Source organism: Gottfriedia luciferensis, assembly GCF_001712755.1.
In the GTDB taxonomy this organism is placed as follows: domain Bacteria; phylum Bacillota; class Bacilli; order Bacillales; family Bacillaceae_G; genus Gottfriedia; species Gottfriedia luciferensis_B.
In genome coordinates, this window is the sequence record NZ_MDKC01000013.1 from 323293 (window position 1) to 343630 (window position 20338).

Consider the following 20338-nt stretch of genomic DNA (forward strand, 5'->3'; position numbering starts at 1 on the left):
TTAAATAGAACAATCATACTAATTTTAAAGGAGGTCTATTCGAACATATGAATCAGAATCATTCTCGAAAAATGGCCAAGAAAAGAAGAAAGAAAAAGAGAGGTATAATTGCTAGGGTATTATTACTTATCATTGTAGTAGCCTTAGTGTTTGTAGGATATAAAGGCGTTAGAACATATCTTGAATTAAATAAAGCAACAAAAGGGGAAGATATTTCTTCAAACTTAAGAAATGAAAAAGTTGCAATATCGAAAGACCCAATATCTATTCTCTTCTTAGGGATTGAAAACTATTCAACCGGTGGAAAGGGTGGACGAACTGACTCGATGATCCTTGCTACCTTTAATCCAAAAGAAGAGACAATTAAAACAATGAGTATTCCTCGTGATACATATGTAAGTATCCCTGGACATGCAGATAAAACTAAAATAAACCATGCATATTCATATGGCGGTTTACAATTAACAGTTGATACAGTTGAGCAATTCTTAAATGTACCAATTGATTATTACGTTACAGTCGACTTTAATGGCTTTAAAAACATAGTTGACGCAGTTGGTGGAATTGATGTTGATGTACCATTTGATTTCTGGGAAAATACAGATACTACACCAAGGAAAAAGGTTTACTTTACAAAGGGTATGATGCATTTAGATGGACAACAGGCATTAGCATATTCACGTATGCGTAAACGTGATCCTCGTGGTGATTTTGGACGTGAAGAAAGACAACAACAAGTAATTAAAGCGATTTTAAATGAAATTAAATCACCTGAAACAATCATGAAAATGGATCAATATGCGAAAGTGTTCAGTAAAAATATTAGTACGAATATGAAAATGAGCGGTGGTATTTCACTTGCGAAGCATTTACCTAATATTACTGAAAATGACTTAGAAACAATAAAATTAAAAGGTAACGATGATACGATTCACGGTATTTACTACTATGTTCCTGAAGAGGAAAGTGTAAAAGAAATTACTAGCAAATTCCGAGTTCACTTAGGTTTAGAAAAACCATCTAAAACGAATACAACTAATACAATTAATTCAGATAGTAGTTCTGAAAATGAAAATAGTACCAATAAATAAATAGGCAGAAAGCTGATTCTTTTACAGGAATCAGCTTTTTTATTGGGTCAATCGTAATATATTTGTAATACTTGTTAACATTGTGTTAAGGATGTTATATAAAGGTATGTATTTTTTAAAATTTATAATAAAATACCAATATATATTGGTAATATAAGGTTTGAATCGGAAAAATTAAAATTTTTGCTTATTTCAAATTTTTGTACAATTATAATTCTATTTACATTATAATATTAAATATACATAAATTTATTAGTCATTTAGTAATAGGCTAATGGGGGAAAAGGTGAATGACAGCTAGAAAAATGGACAATCAGACACTAGACGAAATTATGGATAATATGCTCTCATCTGTTATAGATAGTAAGTCCCATGTGTTTGGAATTGTTGAAGATACTCGCTCAGAATACGAGAAATTAAGAGTAGAGCTTGAAGAAGTAAAATTACAAGTAGTAGAGAAGATTGAAAATACGGTTAGATTAGATTTATTAGCCCGAGCGGCACGCAAAAAACTAACTGAAGTTGATGGGGAATTTAATCGGTATACTGAATCTCAAGTAAAGTCAGTATATGAAACTGTCCAAAACATTCAGGAACAGCACTTTCTTTCATTAAAGGAAGAAAAAGTCCTAAATCATCGTAGAAAAGAATTAGAAAATAGACTTCAGACTTTGTTAGAGAAACTACAAAAAGCCGAATTAATAGTTTCCCGTATTTCAATTGTTTTAAACTACCTTAATACAGACTTTAAGCAAGTTAGTCATTTACATGAAGAGGCAAAACAAAAACAAGAGTTCGGATTCCAACTGATACAAGCTCAGGAAGAGGAGCGTATAAAGTTATCACGCGAAATTCATGATGGCCCAGCCCAAACGTTAGCCAGTATATTAATGCAGTCAGACTTTTTAATAAAAACATATCGCCAAAGACCAGAAGAAGATGCAAGAAAAGAATTAGGTGATATAAAGGAACAAGTCCGTTGCGCATTAGGGGAAGTTAGAAGAATTATATATGATCTACGCCCAATGGCATTAGATGATTTAGGTTTAGTTCCAGCCCTTAATAAATATTTAAAATCGCTAGAGTCGTATAAGCATATTGAAATAAAATTTGACTATTGCGGTCAAAGCGAAAAAAGACTTAATTCAAAAATAGAAGTTGCAATCTTTCGGATCATCCAAGAGGCGGTTCAAAACGCATGTAAGCATGCCAATCCATCAACAATTTTTGTAAGATTAGAGTTTTTAAGAAACAAAATTAAAGTTTTCGTACAGGATGATGGAATTGGTTTTCCCGTTGGCAAAGGGCAAAGTGAAAACTCTTTTGGATTAATAGGAATGAAAGAACGCGTTGAGTTATTAAGTGGAGATTTTATAATCGAATCTATATTAGACATAGGTACGACAATTAGGATCACTTTAGATGTAGAAATAGAGAATGAATTAGAAATGTCATTTCAAAATAAAGCGTCTGAAAATTCCTAAAAGTAAAATTTTATTTCACGTTTTTTGGAGATTTGCGTCGTAAGCAATAAGAAAATATGTTAAAATATACTATAATTTAGAAAAAAATACCAATTTCTACAAATTTCGATAGATTAGCAAACTAGATCAAATAAACAGAGGAGTAATGAAATGAAAACTAGAATTGCAATTGTAGATGATCATAAATTGTTTCGTGAAGGAATTAAGAGAATCCTAGATTTTGAAGAGAGTTTTGATGTTGTTGCTGAAGGTTCAGACGGTACAGAGGTTGTAAATATCATGGATCAACATCAAGTAGATATATTTATTGTTGATATAAACATGCCGACAATGAACGGAGTAACTGCTACAAAAGCATTACTAGAAAAACATCCTGATGCAAAAGTAATCATTTTATCAATTCATGATGATGAATCGTATGTAACTCATGTCCTGAAAGTAGGTGCAAGAGGCTATTTATTAAAAGAAATGGACTCAGATACACTTATTGAAGCGATTAAAGTCGTTACAAAAGGTGGATGTTATTTACATCCGAAGATTACTCACAACCTAGTTGAAGAATTTAGAAGACTATCACTTAAAGAACAATTATTTAAATCTCGCGAAGTAGAAGTGCGCCGTCCATTACATTTACTTACTAGAAGAGAATGTGAAGTGCTTCAAATGCTAGCAGATGGTAAAAGTAACCGTGCTATTGGTGAAGCTCTCTTTATTAGTGAAAAAACTGTCAAAAACCATGTAAGTAATATTCTACAAAAGCTAGAAGTAAATGACCGTACTCATGCTGTAGTGACGGCAATTAGAAATGCTTGGGTAGAAGTGAAATAGTTAGATACAAAAAGCAGAGTATCGGAGGATCGGTACTCTGTTTTAGTTTGTAGACAAAGAACATTATATTTGATATTTCACTTTTAGTCTGAAACATAGCAACAATAAATGCCCACTTTATCTTTTCAATAAATAGGCTTTTGAGTATAATAGTCTTTCTAAGTCTAGCTGACTTGTCGAATGGGCTAAAGAGTAAAGAGAATGAAATACAATGATTTTACTTAATTAGTTGTGTAAAATTAAAACCAATAAATACATAGTTAAACGTTAATATATATAAGAAAGGATATGAACATGAGAACTGCAATTGTTACAGATAGTACATCCTATATCCCAAAGGAAGTAAGAGATTCTTTAGATATACATATGTTGCCTCTTAATGTAATCTTCGGAGACGCGTCCTACCAAGAAGAAGTTGAAATTACTGCTGAACAATTTTTCCTCAAGGTCCGTGAACAAAAGGAACTTCCAAAAACTTCACAGCCTGCATATGGCACGATTATTGAAAAATTTGAACAGCTATCAAAAGAATATGAGGCAGTAGTTGCTATCACTTTATCAAGTGGAATTAGTGGAACCTATCAAAGTATTGTATCAGCAGGTTCAATGATTGATAACTTAGAAGTAGTCGCTTACGATTCAGAAATTAGCTGCATGGTCCAAGGGTTTTATGTCATTGAAGCTGCGAAAATGGCAAAGAATGGTGCTGGACCAACTGAAATCATAGAGCGATTAGATGAAATAAAACAATCTGCTGATGCTTACTTTATGGTTTTTGATTTAGATCACCTGCAACGCGGTGGAAGACTTTCAAGTGCACAAGCATTTGTAGGAAGTTTACTACAAGTAAAGCCAATTCTAACATTTGTAGACAAACAAATTGTTGCCTTTGAAAAAATTCGAACTGAAAAAAAGGCAATGAAACGAATTACAGATTTATTTGGCGAAGTTGCATCAAAAGGCGAAAAAATGAAAGCAGTTGTTATTCACTCAAATCGTGAAGACGATGCAAAAAAGTTAGCCCAACAACTTAGTGAAACATATCCGAATGTTGAAATAGAAACTTCATATTTTGGCCCAGTAATTGGAACGCATCTTGGTGAAGGTGCTTTAGGATTGGGTTGGTATGTTGTTTGAGTAGGAGCTCCTTTGATTAGGGGCTTTTTTTTTAGCAGTGAATATTTGTTATTGTAATTAAAAAGTGAGTATTTGAAATAAAAACTAGAAATCGCAATTAAAATCTAGGTAACGCAATTAAATAGTGAGAATCGCAATTAAAATCTAGGTAACGCAATTAAAAATAGAGAATCGCAAATAAAGTCTAGGTAAGGCAATTAAATAGTGAGAATCGCAATTAAAATCTAGGTAACGCAATTAAAAATAGAGAATCGCAAATAAAATCTAGGTAACGCAATTAAATAATGAGAATCGCAATTAAAAATAGAAAATCACAAATAAAACCAGAGAAATCGCAATGAAAGAGAAAAACTCGATAAATTATTGAAGATTTTATTCAATTTCACTTAAAGTTTTTTTAGAGTTTATATAGAATTTGATCAAAAATGCTTCGTTTTTAACTAGAATTAAATTATTTTTAGTCTACTTTACAAACGAACTGTAGAATTATTGAAGAGGGATTTTTATCATTAAAAACTCGTCACAATATATCTATATATTTGACAAAGAAATTTCACTGGATTTTACTTCGTTAGTGAATGATTGGATGTAATATTTGAAGATGGCCATATTTATGTGGAACCTTTTTAAAAGCTCCCAAGTTTCATCCCTCAAAATAAATAATATAAGAAAGTAGGTTAAAAATGGACAAATTTTACGGTAGAAAACTCCAACTTCTCCCCACAATAAACCTTCAGGAAATCCCTCCAACAAGTGTAATCATTCAAGCGGTTCAAAAAATTAAAAATCGTTATCAATGCTTTCGTTGTGGTAATCAAAATCAACACTTTTTCGCTACTCATTTTTGTGCTAAATGTTCATCACATTGTACATATTGTCGAAAATGCATCACTATGGGAAAGATGTCGACATGTACTGAGTTAATCATTAATGAAGATGATTTGAGATTCGATCCCTCAATTTCTGGACTCGAATGGGATGGTAAACTTTCACCTCAGCAAAAAGAAGCCTCTATTAAAGTAGTTGAAGCTGTGAACGAAAATCAGAATTTGCTACTTTGGGCAGTTTGTGGTGCAGGAAAAACAGAAATGTTGTTTGAAGGGATTGAAGCTGCACTACAGCAAGGAAAATTTGTTTGTATTACAACTCCTCGAGTAGATGTTGTTTTGGAGCTATCGATTCGATTCAGACAAGCCTTCCCTACTATTTCAATTGCAGTACTTTATGGAGGTAGTGAAGAGATATGGGATGGAAATAGGATAACGATTTGTACAGTACATCAGTTAATGAAATTTAGACATACCTTCCACTTATTAATTATCGATGAAGTTGATGCTTTTCCTTATAATATTGAAACACATTTGCACTGGGTTGCAAATGAATCAAGAACGATTAAAGGTTCTACAGTACAAATGACTGCTACTCCCACTAGTGAACAACAACTACTTGCGCTAAAAAATAAAATCAAAAATGTAATGGTTCCCGCAAGATACCATAGGCAACCCCTGCCAGTACCAAGCTTTAAATGGATTGGCAACTGGCGTAAAACAATCCGCAAAACACAAAAACTCCCAAATTCTTTAGAAAAATGGATTAAATTATTTATTCAGAAAGGCTGCCCTATTTTTTTGTTTGTCCCTACAATTAATGAATGTATTTTTATAGAAGAGGCCGTTAAAAAGATAACAGTTAAATCGGCATCAGTTCATAGTCAAGATCCACAAAGACATGAAAAAGTGAGTGCTTTTCGAAATGGTGATACGCAAGTTTTAATTACAACGACAATTTTAGAGAGAGGCGTTACGATTCCGAATAGCCAAATAGCTGTATTAGGTGCTGATGAAGAGATTTTTACTGAAAGTGCATTAGTCCAAATTGCTGGACGTGCTGGTAGGCATATAAATTATGCAAAGGGAGAAGTTATCTTTTTTCATAATGGAATAAGCGAAGAAATGGTCAAAGCTAAAAAGCAAATACTTCTAATGAATCATTTAGGTATCAAGAAAGGCTGGTTGGATAATAAGTGATTTGTGTATATTGTGGTGTTCGATTTGTTGAGAAGTTTTCCTTTCATAAATTGTTTTTTCAAACCAATGAATTAACTTGTTCACAATGTATATCGAAATTTAAAAAAATAATTGATCCTGTTTGTGAAATTTGTTGTGGTTACATTATAGAGAATCAAAAGCTTTGTAAAAATTGTATCGAGTATATAAGTTTAAAGCTAGAAATGCCGTTAATTATTAATAAGTCGATCTTTCATTACACAAATGAAATAAAAGAGTGGCTCAATAAATTTAAATTTTGTGGTGATGTTCAGTTAGCATCTATATTTGCGGATGATTTGATGGAATACTATGAAAATTCTTTCAAAAATTATAAAATAGTTCCAATACCTCTAAGTGATGCGAGACTAAAGGAACGAGGCTTTAATCAAGTTGAAGTGCTTGCACAATATGCAGGTTTAAACTTAACAAATTGTTTAGAAAGAATTCATACGGAAAAACAAAGTAAGTTAAACCGTTATGAAAGACTTAGCCGAGAACAAGTTTTTTCTTATTGTTGTGCGGAAAAAATCGATAACGAACCGATTGTATTACTTGACGATGTGTATACAACTGGTAAAACGGTACAAGATGCCGCAACGATATTGTTACAAAATGGTGCTACTGAAGTACATTCTCTTACATTAATTCGGGCATAAAGCTTGGCGGCTTGTTAATTATAAAAGAACTTAATTTTACTACGAGTTTTACCGATATAAATAGTGGTCATTGGACAGAATAAAAAAAAAATACAGATAAAGGATCGTAATTTAATATTAAATCCGAGGTATAAAACGATTAGCGATGAGGTGAGAAATATGAAGGGTAATACATCTGATGAGGATAAAGTTCATTTACATCGATACAAAGTAGAAAAAAATGAACAAAATAAACGAGAACAAGAAGGAAAAATAGAAATCTCCCCTCAAGCAAAGGATAATCAAAACGCCAATCAGATAATCGCAAAACGTGATGAACGTATTAAGCAATTAAAAAAACAAATTGACGAGGGAACATACAAAGTTCAACCAATGAAAGTGGCTGAAAAAATGCTTAGCTATTTTAATAAGAAATAAAGGTTAACAACCGAACCGGATTGTTACTAAAATTGTTAAGCTATATATGTAAAAAATAGGAAAGAACTTAGCAAAATGTTAAGTTCTTTCTGTGTCTAGGCAAGGAAATAAAAAGGATTTACATACGAATCAAAATCTTATCTTATTTGTGTCTTGAAGTTTTTAAAGTACTCTTTCATTTTATTGTATTTTAATTTGATTTGGAGGGAAGTTAATATTAATTATTTTGAAAAAAACTTAATAAAATTATGGAAAGATTTTCTTAATATATCACACAATTGTTTCTAATAATGTGATAAACTCAAATAGTTTAGTTTTTTACTTTTTATGTAGAGGTGTACATATGTTATCGATTTTAAAACGATACTTAATTGGTAAACCACTTAAGTCAACAGAGTTAAGTGAACAAAAGTTATCGAATACGAAGGCCTTGGCAATTCTATCGTCAGATGCGCTTTCTTCAGTAGCATACGGTCCGGAGCAGATTCTGATCGTTTTAACTACGGTTGGGGCGGTAGCGTATTGGTATTCGGTTCCGATTGGTATAGGCGTACTGATTTTATTACTAGCATTAATTTTATCTTATCGCCAAATTATTTTTAGTTATCCTCACGGTGGAGGCGCTTATGTCGTATCTAAACAAAACCTCGGTGTTATTCCTGGTTTAGTTGCCGGTGGATCATTGTTAGTTGACTATATCTTGACGGTAGCGGTTAGTGTGTCAGCAGGTACGGACGCGATTACGTCGGCCTTCCCAGCTTTGCACGCTCATACAGTTTTTATTGCTGTTATTTTGGTTATATGTATTACAATTTTAAACTTACGCGGACTAACTGAATCTGCTTCGATTTTGGCATATCCAGTTTATTTATTCGTTGTAGCACTTGTTATTATCATTATCGTAGGTTTATATAATGTCTTTACAGGCCATGCACCACAAACAGCACATTCAGCGATTGGTACAGTTGTTCCAGGGATTTCTCTCTTTATTCTTTTAAAAGCATTTTCATCTGGCTGCTCAGCCTTAACTGGTGTTGAAGCAATTTCAAATGCAATTCCGAACTTTAAAGTGCCTTCAGATAAAAATGCGGCAAAAACACTATTGTTGATGGGTTCGATTTTAGCAGTACTATTTTCGGGAGTTATGTTTTTAGCTTACTGGTATGGAATTGTACCAAATGCAGAAGAAACAGTTATGTCCCAATTAGGTTCTGATATTTTTGGACGAAATATAATCTATTTCTTTATACAAGGGACAACAGCGCTAATCCTTGTATTAGCAGCTAATACAGGATTTTCTGCATTCCCATTACTAGCTTATAACTTAGCAAGTGATAAATTTATGCCAAGAATGTACTTACTTCGAGGAGATCGTTTAGGATATTCAAATGGTATTATTACACTTGGTGTAGCTTCAATTTTATTAATTATTGCTTTCCAAGGTAAAACTGAAGCATTAATTCCATTATATGCTGTTGGTGTGTTTGTACCATTTACACTTTCTCAAACTGGTATGGTAATTAAATGGATTAGGGAAAAACCGGCTGGCTGGTTACCGAAATTAACTGCCAACTTTGTTGGGGCATTTATCTCAGCAACAGTTTCGATTATTTTCTTAACTACTAAGTTAAATCAAGTTTGGTCAATATTTGTTTTCTTACCTTTGATTGTTATTCTATTCTTAAGAATTCGTAAGCATTATGAAGCAGTAGGTGACCAATTACGATTAAACAATGATATTCCTGAAAAAATTAGTGGAAATATCATGGTAGTTCCTGTCGCTGGGATCACAAAAGTAGTTGAACGTACAATGCAATATGCTCAAGGAATTGCTGATGAAGTCTATGCTGTTTACATTTCTTTTGATAAAGAAAGTGAAGAGCAAATGAGAGAAAAATGGGAAGCTTGGAACCCTAACGTAAAACTAATTGTTGAACATTCTGAGTATCGAGAAATCACTAGACCTCTTTTAAAAGTAATAGATGAAATGGAAGCTAAAGCTCATGCACAAGGCTTTGAAATTACAGTTTTAATACCACAGTTTATTACGAGAAAAAATTGGCATAATGTTTTACATAATCAATCAAGCTTATTACTAAGAGCGTATTTACTTCATAAACGAAGTGTTATTGTAACTACTGTACCTTATAGATTTAAGGTATAGTAAAGTTTTTTATAGAAGAAAAAAACTTTGCAGGAAAAATGGCATAAATTTACTTTTTATAAAAATAGGAAAAAAATAATAGGACAAGTCAAAAGGTAAGCGAATAAGATAGGTAGGGAAATAATTAGAATTTTTCGTTATTTGTCGAATTCGTGAAAAAAAAGGCGATAAGCTACTTTTGACTTGCCCTAGTTTTATGATGTATAGTTGAAATGTGGAGAAGATTCACAAGTTTTCGACTGAAGGGAATGGATTTGAATGCAAGGTAAAGTAAAATGGTTTAATGCAGAAAAAGGTTTTGGATTTATCGAGCGTGAAGATGGAGACGATGTATTCGTACATTTCTCAGCTATCAACGCAGAAGGTTACAAATCTTTAGAAGAAGGCCAAGCAGTTAGCTTCGAAATCGTTGAAGGTAACCGTGGACCTCAAGCTGCTAATGTGACTAAAATTTAATTTTTTCCGTTAATAAGTAAGTATTTGCTTATATAGATTCGGACCACGAAGGCTTACTCATTTGAGTAAGCCTTTGTTTGTTTTGGAAAATTTTTAAGTATCTTTAAATTATTATAAAAATATAATCAGATATAAACCATAAAAGTTCAAAAAATGGACACAGAGTTTTCTCATATTTGACAAATATTTCAAGGAGGAAATTGAGATAGAGGTGTAGAATATAAGTATGACAGCTTTCATTTTTGGAGCTTGATGAAGGAGGAAACCCATATGATGCTAAACATCCGAGGCGAAAATATTGAAATTACTCCAGCAATTCGTGATTACGTAGATAAAAAATTATCGCGATTTGATCGTTATTTTGACGAAGAGTTAACGGCGAGAGTTAATGCTAAGGTATTCCACGACAAGCAAAGAATTGAAGTAACTATTCCTGGAACGTATATGTTATTACGTGCAGAAGAAGAGCATTCAGATTTGTATGCAGCTGTCGATTTAGTTATTGATAAACTAGATCGTCAAATTAGAAAACACAAAACAAAAGTAAATCGCAAGTTAAGAGAAAAAGGATCATTAAAATTCATGTTTGCACCATCAACTACTGAATCAGCTGTAGCAGTAGAAGAACACGAAAATGATATTGAGTTAGTTCGAACAAAGCAATTTGATTTAAAACCTATGGATGCAGAAGAAGCAGTGCTACAAATGAATATGTTAGGTCATAACTTCTTTGTATTCTTAAACGGTGAAACAAATAAAACGAACATCGTTTACGCTAGAAAAGATGGGCGTTATGGTTTAATTGAAGCCAAATAAAAATTAATAAAATAATAATAAAAGGACTGAGCTGAACAATTAGCTTAGTCCTTTTTTGCTTATTTTCTAAAATATTAATTAATTCTAATAGAACAATCTCGACATAAGGTTGTCACGTATCTTCATTTAATGATAAAATTAGAAATAGTATCTACTAACTTAATGACATTTTAGTTTATGACTTTATAATAGAGGAGCGTTACGAATGCTTGGAATGATAAAAAAGGTTTTTGATCTTAATCAGCGACAATTAAATAAAATGCAAAAACAAGTTGATCAAGTGTTATCTTTACAGGATCAGTATGCAAAATTATCTGATGATGAACTTAGAGGTAAAACATTTGAATTTAAAGAGCGTATCCAAAAAGGTGAAACTCTTGATGATATTTTAGTTGAAGCATTTGCCGTTGTTCGTGAAGGTGCTACTCGTGTGCTTGGTATGACTCCATATCCTGTACAGTTATTAGGTGGAATTTCCTTACATGAAGGTAATATTTCAGAAATGAAAACTGGGGAAGGTAAAACTTTAACTTCCACTTTACCTGTTTACTTAAATGCATTAAGTAGCGAAGGTGTTCACGTTGTTACAGTCAATGAATACTTAGCTAGTCGTGATGCTCGTGAGATGGGTCAATTATATGAGTTCTTGGGACTTACTGTTGGTCTAAATTTAAATAGTATGGAACCAGATGAAAAGCGTGAAGCATATGCTTGTGATATTACGTATAGTACAAATAATGAATTAGGATTTGACTATTTACGTGATAACATGGTTGTATACGCTGAACAACGAGTTCAACGTCCACTAAACTATGCTATTATCGATGAGGTTGACTCAATTTTAATTGACGAAGCACGTACTCCATTAATTATTTCTGGACAAGCAAAACAGTCTGCACAATCATATATTGCAGCGAATGCATTTGTTGGAATGCTTAAGCTAGACAAAGATTATACGTACGATGTAAAAACAAAATCAGTTTTATTAACTGAAGATGGTATTTCACGTGCAGAAAAAGCTTTTGGCGTTGAAAACCTATTTGATTTGAAAAATGTTAACTTAAACCATCATATTACTCAGGCATTACGTGCTCACGTTACGATGACTCATGATGTAGATTATGTAGTTCAAGATGGTGAAATTGTAATCGTTGACCAATTTACTGGTCGTTTAATGAAAGGCCGCCGTTACAGTGAAGGTCTTCACCAAGCGATTGAAGCTAAAGAAGGATTAAAAATTCAAAATGAAAGTATGACGCTTGCTACAATTACTTTCCAAAACTACTTCCGTATGTACAAAAAACTTTCGGGTATGACAGGTACAGCTAAAACTGAGGAAGAAGAATTCCGTAATATTTACAATATGAATGTTCTAGTTATTCCTACGAACAGACCAATCGCTCGTATGGATAAACCTGATCTAGTATACAAAACAATGACTGGTAAATTTAATGCTGTTGTTGATGAAATCGTTGAACGTCACAAAGCTGGGCAACCAGTTCTAGTTGGTACAGTTGCGATCGAGACTTCAGAGTTAATATCTCAATTGTTAAAACGTAAAGGTGTTAAACACGAAGTATTAAATGCGAAAAACCATGAACGCGAGGCTGATATTATCGCATTAGCTGGTCACCGTGGTGCAGTTACTATTGCGACAAACATGGCTGGTCGTGGTACAGATATTAAATTAGGTGAAGGTATTCGTGAGCTTGGCGGATTAGCTGTTATTGGTACAGAGCGTCATGAAAGCCGTCGTATTGATAATCAGTTACGTGGTCGTTCTGGTCGTCAAGGTGACCCTGGTGTGACAACTTTCTATTTATCAATGGAAGATGAATTAATGCGTCGTTTTGGTTCAGAAAATTTATCAGTTATGATGGACCGTTTAGGATTAGATGATTCTCAACCGATTGAAAGTAAAATGGTTTCTCGTGCAGTTGAATCTGCACAAAAACGAGTAGAGGGTAATAACTTTGATGCTCGTAAACAATTACTTCAATATGATGATGTATTACGTCAACAACGTGAAGTTATTTATGCTCAACGTTCTGAAGTTATTGATTCAAATGATTTACAACCAATCGTTAAGAATATGATTGAAGGTACTATTAACAGAGTAGTTCAAGCTCATACTCCAAACGAGCAGCTTCAAGAAGAGTGGAATTTAGAAGGAATCATTGATTTCTTAGAAGCAAACTTATTAAATGAAGATGAAATCACAGTTGATCAATTACGTGTAATTGAACCGGATGAAATGGTTGAATTAATTCAAAAAACAGTATTCGAGCGTTACGAAGAAAAACAGGTAGCTTTACCAATTGAACAAATGCGTGAGTTTGAAAAAGTTGTATTATTACGTACTGTTGATAACAAGTGGATGGCTCATATCGATTCAATGGATCAACTTCGTGAAGGAATCCATTTACGTGCATATGCACAAATTGATCCACTACGTGAATATCAAATGGAAGGCTTCGCAATGTTTGAAGAGATGATTGCTTCAATTGAAGAAGAAGTATCTCGCATTATTATGAAAGCTGAAATTGAAGCTGATGTAGAGCGTGAAGCTATACAAGGCGATGCAATTCATGTAAGTAATGATGGTGATGGTGAAGTAAAGAAAAAACCAATCGTAAAAGGCGAAGAAACTGGACGTAATGAAGATTGTCCTTGTGGATCAGGTAAGAAGTATAAAAACTGCCACGGTAAAGGAATCTAATAAAATAGAAACTATATGAAAAGGGGCAAGGGCAAGTAGTTATTAGGAAAGAAGAGTAACCTTCAAAGGTTATTCTTACTTCACTACTTGTCTTTACCTGCTTTTTATTGTTCGTAAAATTTAATCGAGGTGTTATGTAATGGAATTAGTAGAAGTAAAGCAAGAACTAGAAAAGATGGCGAAACGCCTTCAAGCATTTAGGGGGTCTCTTTGACGTCGAAACAAAACAAGCAAGACTAGATGAGCTTGAAGCGTTTATGTCAGAGCCAGATTTTTGGGATGATCAAAAAGCTGCACAAGTAGTAATAAGTGAAGTAAATGGTTTAAAAGAAGTCATTAATGAATTCAATGATTTAAATGATGGATATGAGAATCTTGAAGTAACATATGAGTTAGTTAAAGAAGAAAATGACGATGAACTATTTGAAGAACTAGTAACTGAAGTAAAATCTTTAACTGGAAAGCTGAATGATTTTGAACTTCAATTATTATTAAGCGAGCCATATGATAAAAATAATGCAATTCTTGAGCTTCACCCAGGAGCAGGTGGAACCGAGTCTCAAGATTGGGGTTCAATGTTATTACGTATGTATACTAGATGGGCTGAAAAACGTGGATTTAAAGTTGAAACTTTAGATTATCTACCTGGAGATGAGGCTGGTATTAAGAGCGTAACTTTAGCAATTAAAGGCCATAATGCTTATGGCTATTTAAAAGCAGAAAAAGGCGTTCATCGTTTAGTACGTATCTCTCCATTCGATTCATCAGGTCGTCGTCATACTTCTTTCGTTTCTTGCGAAGTAATGCCTGAGTTCAATGAAGAAATTGAAATCGATATTCGTACAGAAGATTTAAAGATTGATACGTATCGTGCAAGTGGAGCCGGTGGTCAGCACATTAATACAACTGACTCAGCAGTACGTATTACACATGTTCCAACTAACACTGTAGTAACATGTCAAACAGAGCGTTCACAAATTAAAAACCGTGAACATGCAATGAAAATGTTAAAAGCAAAACTATATCAACGTAAAATAGAAGAGCAACAAGCTCAACTAGATGAAATCCGTGGAGAACAAAAAGAAATTGGCTGGGGAAGTCAAATTCGTTCATATGTTTTCCATCCATACTCAATGGTTAAAGATCATCGAACAAACACAGAGGTTGGTAATGTACATGCAGTAATGGATGGAGATCTTGATCCATTTATTGATGCTTACTTACGTTCTAAGATTTAATGTTGAAAAATGGGCTGATAAGATTGGGGGAAACTTCTTTCTTACCAGCCCTAATCTTTGGGGACAAAAGAGGTATATTTTATCAGTGCGTTAGCTGTAAATCCATCTTTTAACCTAGAACATCTACCAGACTGCCTGCCAAACACTTGCAATTAGTCTGATCATCAAGTTTTTTGGACTTTGTCTAAACGGACATCTTCTAATTATGGAGATGTTATTCTTTTGAGCTTTTTTTCTTTAGAGGATTAATAAGGATTTTACCTTACTAATGTGAAGGAGTTACATGAATCATATTTATTTTTAAGTTGTTTTACAAATAGAAGAAAGTAAATTTTGTTTATATGTAATTAAATCTTATTGTTTTTTTCATAATAAAAAATAGAGAGAGTATCCGATATAAAGGATATAAAATAGAAAAGTTGTCTGTAAGTGAGAAATTTTGAGGGGGATAAGTTTGAAAAAGGTCAGATATTCTACTGCTCTAACTGTAGGGTGGGGAAAAACGTTTTTTGAGTACTTTTTTGTATTAATTGGTTCTGCAATCATTGCTGTCGCGTTTTGTGTGTTTTTATTACCAAATCATATTGCTTCTGGTGGGGTAAGTGGTATTTCGACAATTCTAAAGAGTACAATGGGATTTAATCCTGCATTTGTACAATGGGCATTTAATATTCCTTTATTTATAGCAGGTGTCTTTTTCTTAGGTAGACAATTTGGCGCTAAAACATTAGTTGGAACAATCTTTATTCCACTTGTTGTTTATTTAGTTGATTTATACAATATAAAACCTGCAACTGATAATCCACTTTTAGCATCAATTTTTGGTGGACTATTTATTGGTTTAGGTCTAGGAATCGTGTTCCGTGGTAAAGCATCTACTGGTGGAACAGATTTAGCAGCTCAAATTGTTCATAAATATACTGGTTTATCACTTGGGATTTGTGTAGCCTTTATTGACGGATTAATTGTTCTTACATCTGCAATCGTGTTTAATCTTGAAAGTGGTATGTATGCACTAATTGCACTTTTTGTTACGAGTAAAACAATTGATTTAGTTCAAATTGGTCTTGCTAGATCAAAAATGGCACTTATTATTACTTCAGAAGTGGAGCCTGTAACAACGGCAATTGTTCACCAATTAGATCGTGGAGTTACAAAACTAACTGGTGTTGGTGGATATACAAATGAAGACCGTTTAGTATTAATGTGTGTACTTGATCAAACTGAATTTTCTTCTCTACGTGATATCGTTCGGACAGTTGATCGAAATGCTTTCATTACAGTTGTAGATGCAACAGAAGTTCTTGGAGAAGGTTTCACAAATTTGACATAAAAAGGTAAAATAAATATTTTCATTAGTAGTAGACTATAGTTATGGGATTTTTAAAGGGGCGATGATTTTTGTGAAAAAGCTACTTCTTGCTTTTATAACTGGTGGTATGCTGTTAACGATTACAGCATGTGGTTCAAATAATGATACAAGTAAAAATAATGATTCAGGTGAGCCGGTTTCAGTTGCTAATGGGGAAAAGCTATTTAAACAAAGCTGTGCTAGCTGCCATGGTGGAGAATTAGAAGGTATAATTGGACCAAGCTTAAAAAAGGTCGGAGCGAAATATTCTGAAAAAGAAATAGAAAATATTATCCATGATGGTAGAGGTTCAATGCCTAGCGGAGTTGTTCAAGGAAATGACGCGAAAAGTGTAGCGAAATGGCTTGCGACTAAAAAATAAAATGTTTTCTATCGAAAAGAATTAAAGAAACAGACAATTTTCTGTTAATTAGAAAAGGTCTGTTTCTTTTCATTTTAGTTACATTTTGCCATAATTTGTTAAACAAACCCATAAATCGTTCGGAAAAAATCTAGCCTATTATTAAAATGTAACATAAATTTATCAATTTTGACATTTTTTAAGTGGTATAATAGAGGAGCTTAGCTGAAATTATCGAAATATGTAAATAGCAGGCGAAATAATAAGATCAAGATCAAGTAAAGTTAAGTTAATTATAATTTCATCCAGAATGGATCTTATAGTTTGATAGAAGAAAACGGAACAAAAATTAAGGAGAATGTCATGATTGAGTTAAAAGATGTTTATAAGACTTATCCTAATGGTGTTCTTGCGGTAGATGGTATTAATGTAAAAATTCGCCAAGGTGAATTTGTGTATGTCGTGGGCCCGAGTGGTGCCGGAAAGTCGACATTCATTAAAATGATGTATCGCGAAGAAAAACCATCAAAGGGTGCAATCTTAATTAATGGAATGGATTTAAGCCATATGAAGGATAAAAAAGTTCCTTTATTACGTAGAAATATTGGAGTAGTTTTCCAAGACTATAAATTATTACCGACTTTATCAGTTTATGAAAATATTGCATTTGCACTTGAAGTTATTGAAGAAAACCCGAAAACAATAAAGAAGAGAGTTATGGAAGTACTTGACCTTGTTAAGTTAAAACATAAAGCTCGATTTTTACCAACAGAGCTTTCTGGTGGTGAACAGCAACGTGTTTCGATTGCTCGTTCTATTGTAAATAAACCACAAGTAGTGATCGCCGATGAGCCAACGGGTAACCTAGACCCTGAAACTACATGGGAGATTATGGATATATTTAAAGAAATCAATGATCGTGGAACAACTATAGTAATGGCAACTCATAATAAAGATATCGTAAATACGATCAAGCGACGAGTAATTGCAATTGAAGCTGGAAAAATTGTACGCGACCAAGCGAGAGGAGTGTACGGTTATGAAAGCTAGAACTGCAAGAAGACATGTTCGTGAGGGTTTACGTAGTTTAAAACGAAATGGTTGGATGACGTTTGCATCGATAAGTGCTGTTGCAGTTACTTTAATGCTTGTTGGCGTATTTTTAACCGTAATTATGAATGTTAATCACATTGGAACAACTTTAGAAAAAGATGTAGAGGTACGTGTTTTAGTTGATTTAACAGCAAACAAAGAGCAACAAGCTACTTTAAAAGAAGAAATCAAAAAATTAGATCATGTAACTACTGTAAAGTTCTCGTCGAAAGATCAAGAATTAAACAATCTAATCAAAAGTATGGGAGAAGATGGAAAAGCATTCAAACTGTTTGAACAGCAAAATCCATTAAATGATACGTATATTGTTAAAACGGATTCTCCAGAACAAATCGCACCAGTAGCCAAAAAAATTGAAGGCTTAAAATATATTGATGAAGTAATCTATGGTAAAAAACAGGTTCAAAAATTATTTAATGCAGTTTCGGTAGGTCGCAATATCGGTTTAGTACTGATTTTCGGACTATTATTTACTGCGATGTTCTTAATCTCTAATACTATCAAAATAACGATCATGGCAAGACGACGTGAAATTGAGATTATGAGATTAGTAGGGGCAACTAATAACTTTATTCGTTGGCCGTTCTTAATAGAAGGTTTACTGCTAGGTGTGTTAGGATCGGTTATTCCGATTGTTTTACTATTAACTGGCTATAAAGTCATTTATAATATGCTAATGCCAAAATTAGCAGGAACAATGTTTACATTATTGCCATTTTCACCGTTTGTGTACCAGCTATCTGCAATATTAATAGCTATTGGTGCAATAATCGGGATGTGGGGTTCTGTCATGTCAATTCGTAAGTTTTTACGTAAATAAGATAAATTTTTTCATTTGTAGTTCTATTGTTTTAATAGTGTAATTCGATTGATAAGCTCTAGTTCCCAATTTAACGTCTGTCTGAGTTGATACAGGTACTAGGGCTTTTCTATATACATATAAGGAGGGATCTTAGATGAGTAAGAGAAAATCATCGAAAGTAATAACGATTATGTTATGCAGTACTTTCATAGTCGGTGCTATCCCATCCGTTTCTTTTGCTGAAAGTAAATACCAATCAGAAATTGACCGCATTAAAAAGAAGCGTAGTGAAGTTCAGGATAAGACTGATGCAACAAACAACAAAATTGCTGATATAAAGCATGACCAGCAAGAAGTTGTTGCGGAGCTTGAAAAACTTGATGCTCGGATGAAACTGACTAAGCAGAAAGTTAACCAAACTGAAGATGCAGTTAGTGATGGGAAAAAGCAAATTTCAAAACTAAAGGAAGAAATTAAGTTTATTGAAGAACGCATTAAATCTCGTGAAGAATTATTGAAAAACCGTATGCGTTCTCTTCAAAAAGCTGGTGGAATGGTATCATACATTGATGTCATTTTAGGTGCTAATAGTTTCGGAGATTTAATTCAACGAATGAGTGCCGTACAAATTATTATGAAGGCTGACGAGGACATAATTAACCAGCAAAACTTGGACTTAAAAGAAGTTAGTGCTAAAAAAGATGATTTGACTATAAAACAAGCAAAAATCGAAAGAGATTTAGCGAACTTAAAGAGTCTAAATAATCAACTTGCAAGTCAGGTTAGCGAAAAGAACAAATTAATGGCTTCATTAAAAGCTAAAGAAAGTGAAGCTCATGAAGATGTTTTAGATTTAAAGGAACAAGATCAATTATTAGCAAGTCAGCAGGCTGCAATGCAAAAAGCTCTTGAAATCGCTAAGAAACAAGCTGCTGAAAGAGCTGCGGCAGAAGCTAGACGTAAAGCAGAGGCTAAACGTAAAGCAGAAGCTGCTGCAAAAAGTAAAAAGACATCTACAAGTACAAGTCATTCAAGTGGATCTGGAAGCTCAAGTGGTTCAGGTAATTCTAGTAATTCAGATAGTGCCGGTAGTTCTGATAATACACCAACCGTGTCTAGTGGCAACTTTACAAGACCAGCAAATGGTTATGTCTCTTCTGGATTTGGACAACGTTCATTTGAGGGTGGAGAGTTCCATGAAGGTGTTGATATTGCCTCAGCGGGAACTGTACCAGTTGTAGCAGCAGGCGATGGGGTTGTAATTCGTGCTTATGTCTCATCTTCTTATGGAAATTGTGTATTTATTACACATAATATTGATGGACAAGTATGGACAACAGTATATGCTCACTTGGCTAGTTTTAATGTATCAACTGGACAAACTGTTTCAAAAGGTATGCAAATTGGTTATATGGGAAATTCAGGTCATTCTACTGGACAACATTTACACTTTGAATTACATAAAGGTGAATGGAATTATGCTAAATCAAATGCAGTAGATCCTATGAAATATATTAATTTTTAATTTACTAAAAACCTATCCTAAAACACTAGGATAGGTTTTTTTCTTTATTTTTGTTTTATAAATCTCAATTAATTTATAAAACTACAATTTATACCTACTTAAGTTAAGAGGAAATTAAATTCAATCATATTG

The 20338-nt window shown here is 33.3% G+C and carries 17 protein-coding genes; all 17 read left to right on the forward strand.

The window, feature by feature from the left end:
• Positions 1–47 precede the first annotated feature (47 nt).
• The 17 genes from BED47_RS11750 (at position 48) to BED47_RS11830 (ending at position 20206) form a co-directional block, all read left to right on the forward strand.
• Positions 48–1091 (forward strand): LCP family protein, encoded by a 1044-nt coding sequence (locus BED47_RS11750; protein ID WP_084006880.1) that lies wholly within the window; start codon positions 48–50, stop codon positions 1089–1091.
• A 290-nt stretch (positions 1092–1381) separates the two neighbouring features.
• Positions 1382–2575, forward strand: a complete 1194-nt coding sequence (locus tag BED47_RS11755; protein WP_069033808.1) for a sensor histidine kinase — start codon at positions 1382–1384, stop codon at positions 2573–2575.
• A gap of 150 nt (positions 2576–2725) precedes the next feature.
• Positions 2726–3403 carry a response regulator gene (locus BED47_RS11760; RefSeq protein WP_069033809.1) on the forward strand — a complete coding sequence of 226 codons (678 nt, stop codon included), beginning with the start codon at positions 2726–2728 and terminating at the stop codon, positions 3401–3403.
• Positions 3404–3697: 294 nt separating this feature from the next.
• A complete protein-coding gene (locus tag BED47_RS11765; RefSeq protein WP_069033810.1) occupies positions 3698–4540 on the forward strand; it encodes a DegV family protein in 843 nt (280 codons plus the stop codon).
• Positions 4541–5433: 893 nt separating this feature from the next.
• Positions 5434–6567, forward strand: coding sequence for a DEAD/DEAH box helicase (locus BED47_RS11770; protein ID WP_175403489.1), 1134 nt, complete (start codon positions 5434–5436; stop codon positions 6565–6567).
• The gene (locus BED47_RS11775) at positions 6564–7244 is read left to right on the forward strand and encodes a ComF family protein (RefSeq protein WP_069033812.1); all 681 of its coding nucleotides are present in this window, start codon (positions 6564–6566) and stop codon (positions 7242–7244) included. Before BED47_RS11770 ends, BED47_RS11775 begins: the two co-directional genes overlap by 4 nt.
• 159 nt (positions 7245–7403) lie before the next feature.
• Positions 7404–7661, forward strand: a complete 258-nt coding sequence (locus tag BED47_RS11780; RefSeq protein WP_069033813.1) for a flagellar biosynthesis anti-sigma factor FlgM — start codon at positions 7404–7406, stop codon at positions 7659–7661.
• Between the two features lie 343 nt (positions 7662–8004).
• Positions 8005–9825, forward strand: a complete 1821-nt coding sequence (locus BED47_RS11785) for an APC family permease (protein ID WP_069033814.1) — start codon at positions 8005–8007, stop codon at positions 9823–9825.
• A gap of 258 nt (positions 9826–10083) precedes the next feature.
• On the forward strand, positions 10084–10281 hold the full coding sequence (cspD, locus tag BED47_RS11790; RefSeq protein WP_056469532.1) for a cold-shock protein CspD: 198 nt from the start codon (positions 10084–10086) through the stop codon (positions 10279–10281).
• A 270-nt stretch (positions 10282–10551) separates the two neighbouring features.
• Positions 10552–11097: a ribosome hibernation-promoting factor, HPF/YfiA family gene (gene hpf, locus BED47_RS11795; RefSeq protein ID WP_069033815.1), complete on the forward strand. Its 546-nt coding sequence runs from the start codon at positions 10552–10554 to the stop codon at positions 11095–11097.
• 205 nt (positions 11098–11302) lie between these two features.
• On the forward strand, positions 11303–13816 hold the full coding sequence (gene secA / locus BED47_RS11800; RefSeq protein ID WP_069033816.1) for a preprotein translocase subunit SecA: 2514 nt from the start codon (positions 11303–11305) through the stop codon (positions 13814–13816).
• Between the two features lie 139 nt (positions 13817–13955).
• A protein-coding gene (prfB, locus tag BED47_RS11805) for a peptide chain release factor 2 (protein ID WP_248267333.1) occupies positions 13956–15054 on the forward strand; the annotation gives its coding sequence in 2 pieces (ribosomal slippage) (positions 13956–14018 and positions 14020–15054; 1098 coding nt in all).
• A 454-nt stretch (positions 15055–15508) separates the two neighbouring features.
• Positions 15509–16387: a YitT family protein gene (locus tag BED47_RS11810; protein ID WP_069033818.1), complete on the forward strand. Its 879-nt coding sequence runs from the start codon at positions 15509–15511 to the stop codon at positions 16385–16387.
• A gap of 61 nt (positions 16388–16448) precedes the next feature.
• Positions 16449–16787, forward strand: a complete 339-nt coding sequence (gene cccB, locus BED47_RS11815; RefSeq protein WP_069033819.1) for a cytochrome c551 — start codon at positions 16449–16451, stop codon at positions 16785–16787.
• 342 nt (positions 16788–17129) lie between these two features.
• On the forward strand, positions 17130–17816 hold the full coding sequence (gene ftsE / locus BED47_RS11820) for a cell division ATP-binding protein FtsE (RefSeq protein ID WP_069033820.1): 687 nt from the start codon (positions 17130–17132) through the stop codon (positions 17814–17816).
• Positions 17806–18699 carry a permease-like cell division protein FtsX gene (gene ftsX / locus BED47_RS11825; protein WP_069033821.1) on the forward strand — a complete coding sequence of 298 codons (894 nt, stop codon included), beginning with the start codon at positions 17806–17808 and terminating at the stop codon, positions 18697–18699. Before ftsE ends, ftsX begins: the two co-directional genes overlap by 11 nt.
• A 136-nt stretch (positions 18700–18835) precedes the next feature.
• Positions 18836–20206 carry a murein hydrolase activator EnvC family protein gene (locus BED47_RS11830; RefSeq protein ID WP_069033822.1) on the forward strand — a complete coding sequence of 457 codons (1371 nt, stop codon included), beginning with the start codon at positions 18836–18838 and terminating at the stop codon, positions 20204–20206.
• Positions 20207–20338: the final 132 nt, after the last annotated feature.

Excerpts from the sequence above, each read along its gene's own strand:
- BED47_RS11750 (WP_084006880.1), top strand. The coding sequence starts at position 48 with ATGAATCAGAATCATTCTCGAAAAATGGCCAAGAAAAGAAGAAAGAAA.
- BED47_RS11755 (WP_069033808.1), top strand. The coding sequence starts at position 1,382 with ATGACAGCTAGAAAAATGGACAATCAGACACTAGACGAAATTATGGAT.
- BED47_RS11760 (WP_069033809.1), top strand. The coding sequence starts at position 2,726 with ATGAAAACTAGAATTGCAATTGTAGATGATCATAAATTGTTTCGTGAA.
- BED47_RS11765 (WP_069033810.1), top strand. The coding sequence starts at position 3,698 with ATGAGAACTGCAATTGTTACAGATAGTACATCCTATATCCCAAAGGAA.
- BED47_RS11770 (WP_175403489.1), top strand. The coding sequence starts at position 5,434 with ATGGGAAAGATGTCGACATGTACTGAGTTAATCATTAATGAAGATGAT.
- BED47_RS11780 (WP_069033813.1), top strand. The coding sequence starts at position 7,404 with ATGAAGGGTAATACATCTGATGAGGATAAAGTTCATTTACATCGATAC.
- BED47_RS11785 (WP_069033814.1), top strand. The coding sequence starts at position 8,005 with ATGTTATCGATTTTAAAACGATACTTAATTGGTAAACCACTTAAGTCA.
- cspD (WP_056469532.1), top strand. The coding sequence starts at position 10,084 with ATGCAAGGTAAAGTAAAATGGTTTAATGCAGAAAAAGGTTTTGGATTT.
- hpf (WP_069033815.1), top strand. The coding sequence starts at position 10,552 with ATGATGCTAAACATCCGAGGCGAAAATATTGAAATTACTCCAGCAATT.
- secA (WP_069033816.1), top strand. The coding sequence starts at position 11,303 with ATGCTTGGAATGATAAAAAAGGTTTTTGATCTTAATCAGCGACAATTA.
- cccB (WP_069033819.1), top strand. The coding sequence starts at position 16,449 with ATGATTTTTGTGAAAAAGCTACTTCTTGCTTTTATAACTGGTGGTATG.
- ftsE (WP_069033820.1), top strand. The coding sequence starts at position 17,130 with ATGATTGAGTTAAAAGATGTTTATAAGACTTATCCTAATGGTGTTCTT.
- ftsX (WP_069033821.1), top strand. The coding sequence starts at position 17,806 with ATGAAAGCTAGAACTGCAAGAAGACATGTTCGTGAGGGTTTACGTAGT.
- BED47_RS11830 (WP_069033822.1), top strand. The coding sequence starts at position 18,836 with ATGAGTAAGAGAAAATCATCGAAAGTAATAACGATTATGTTATGCAGT.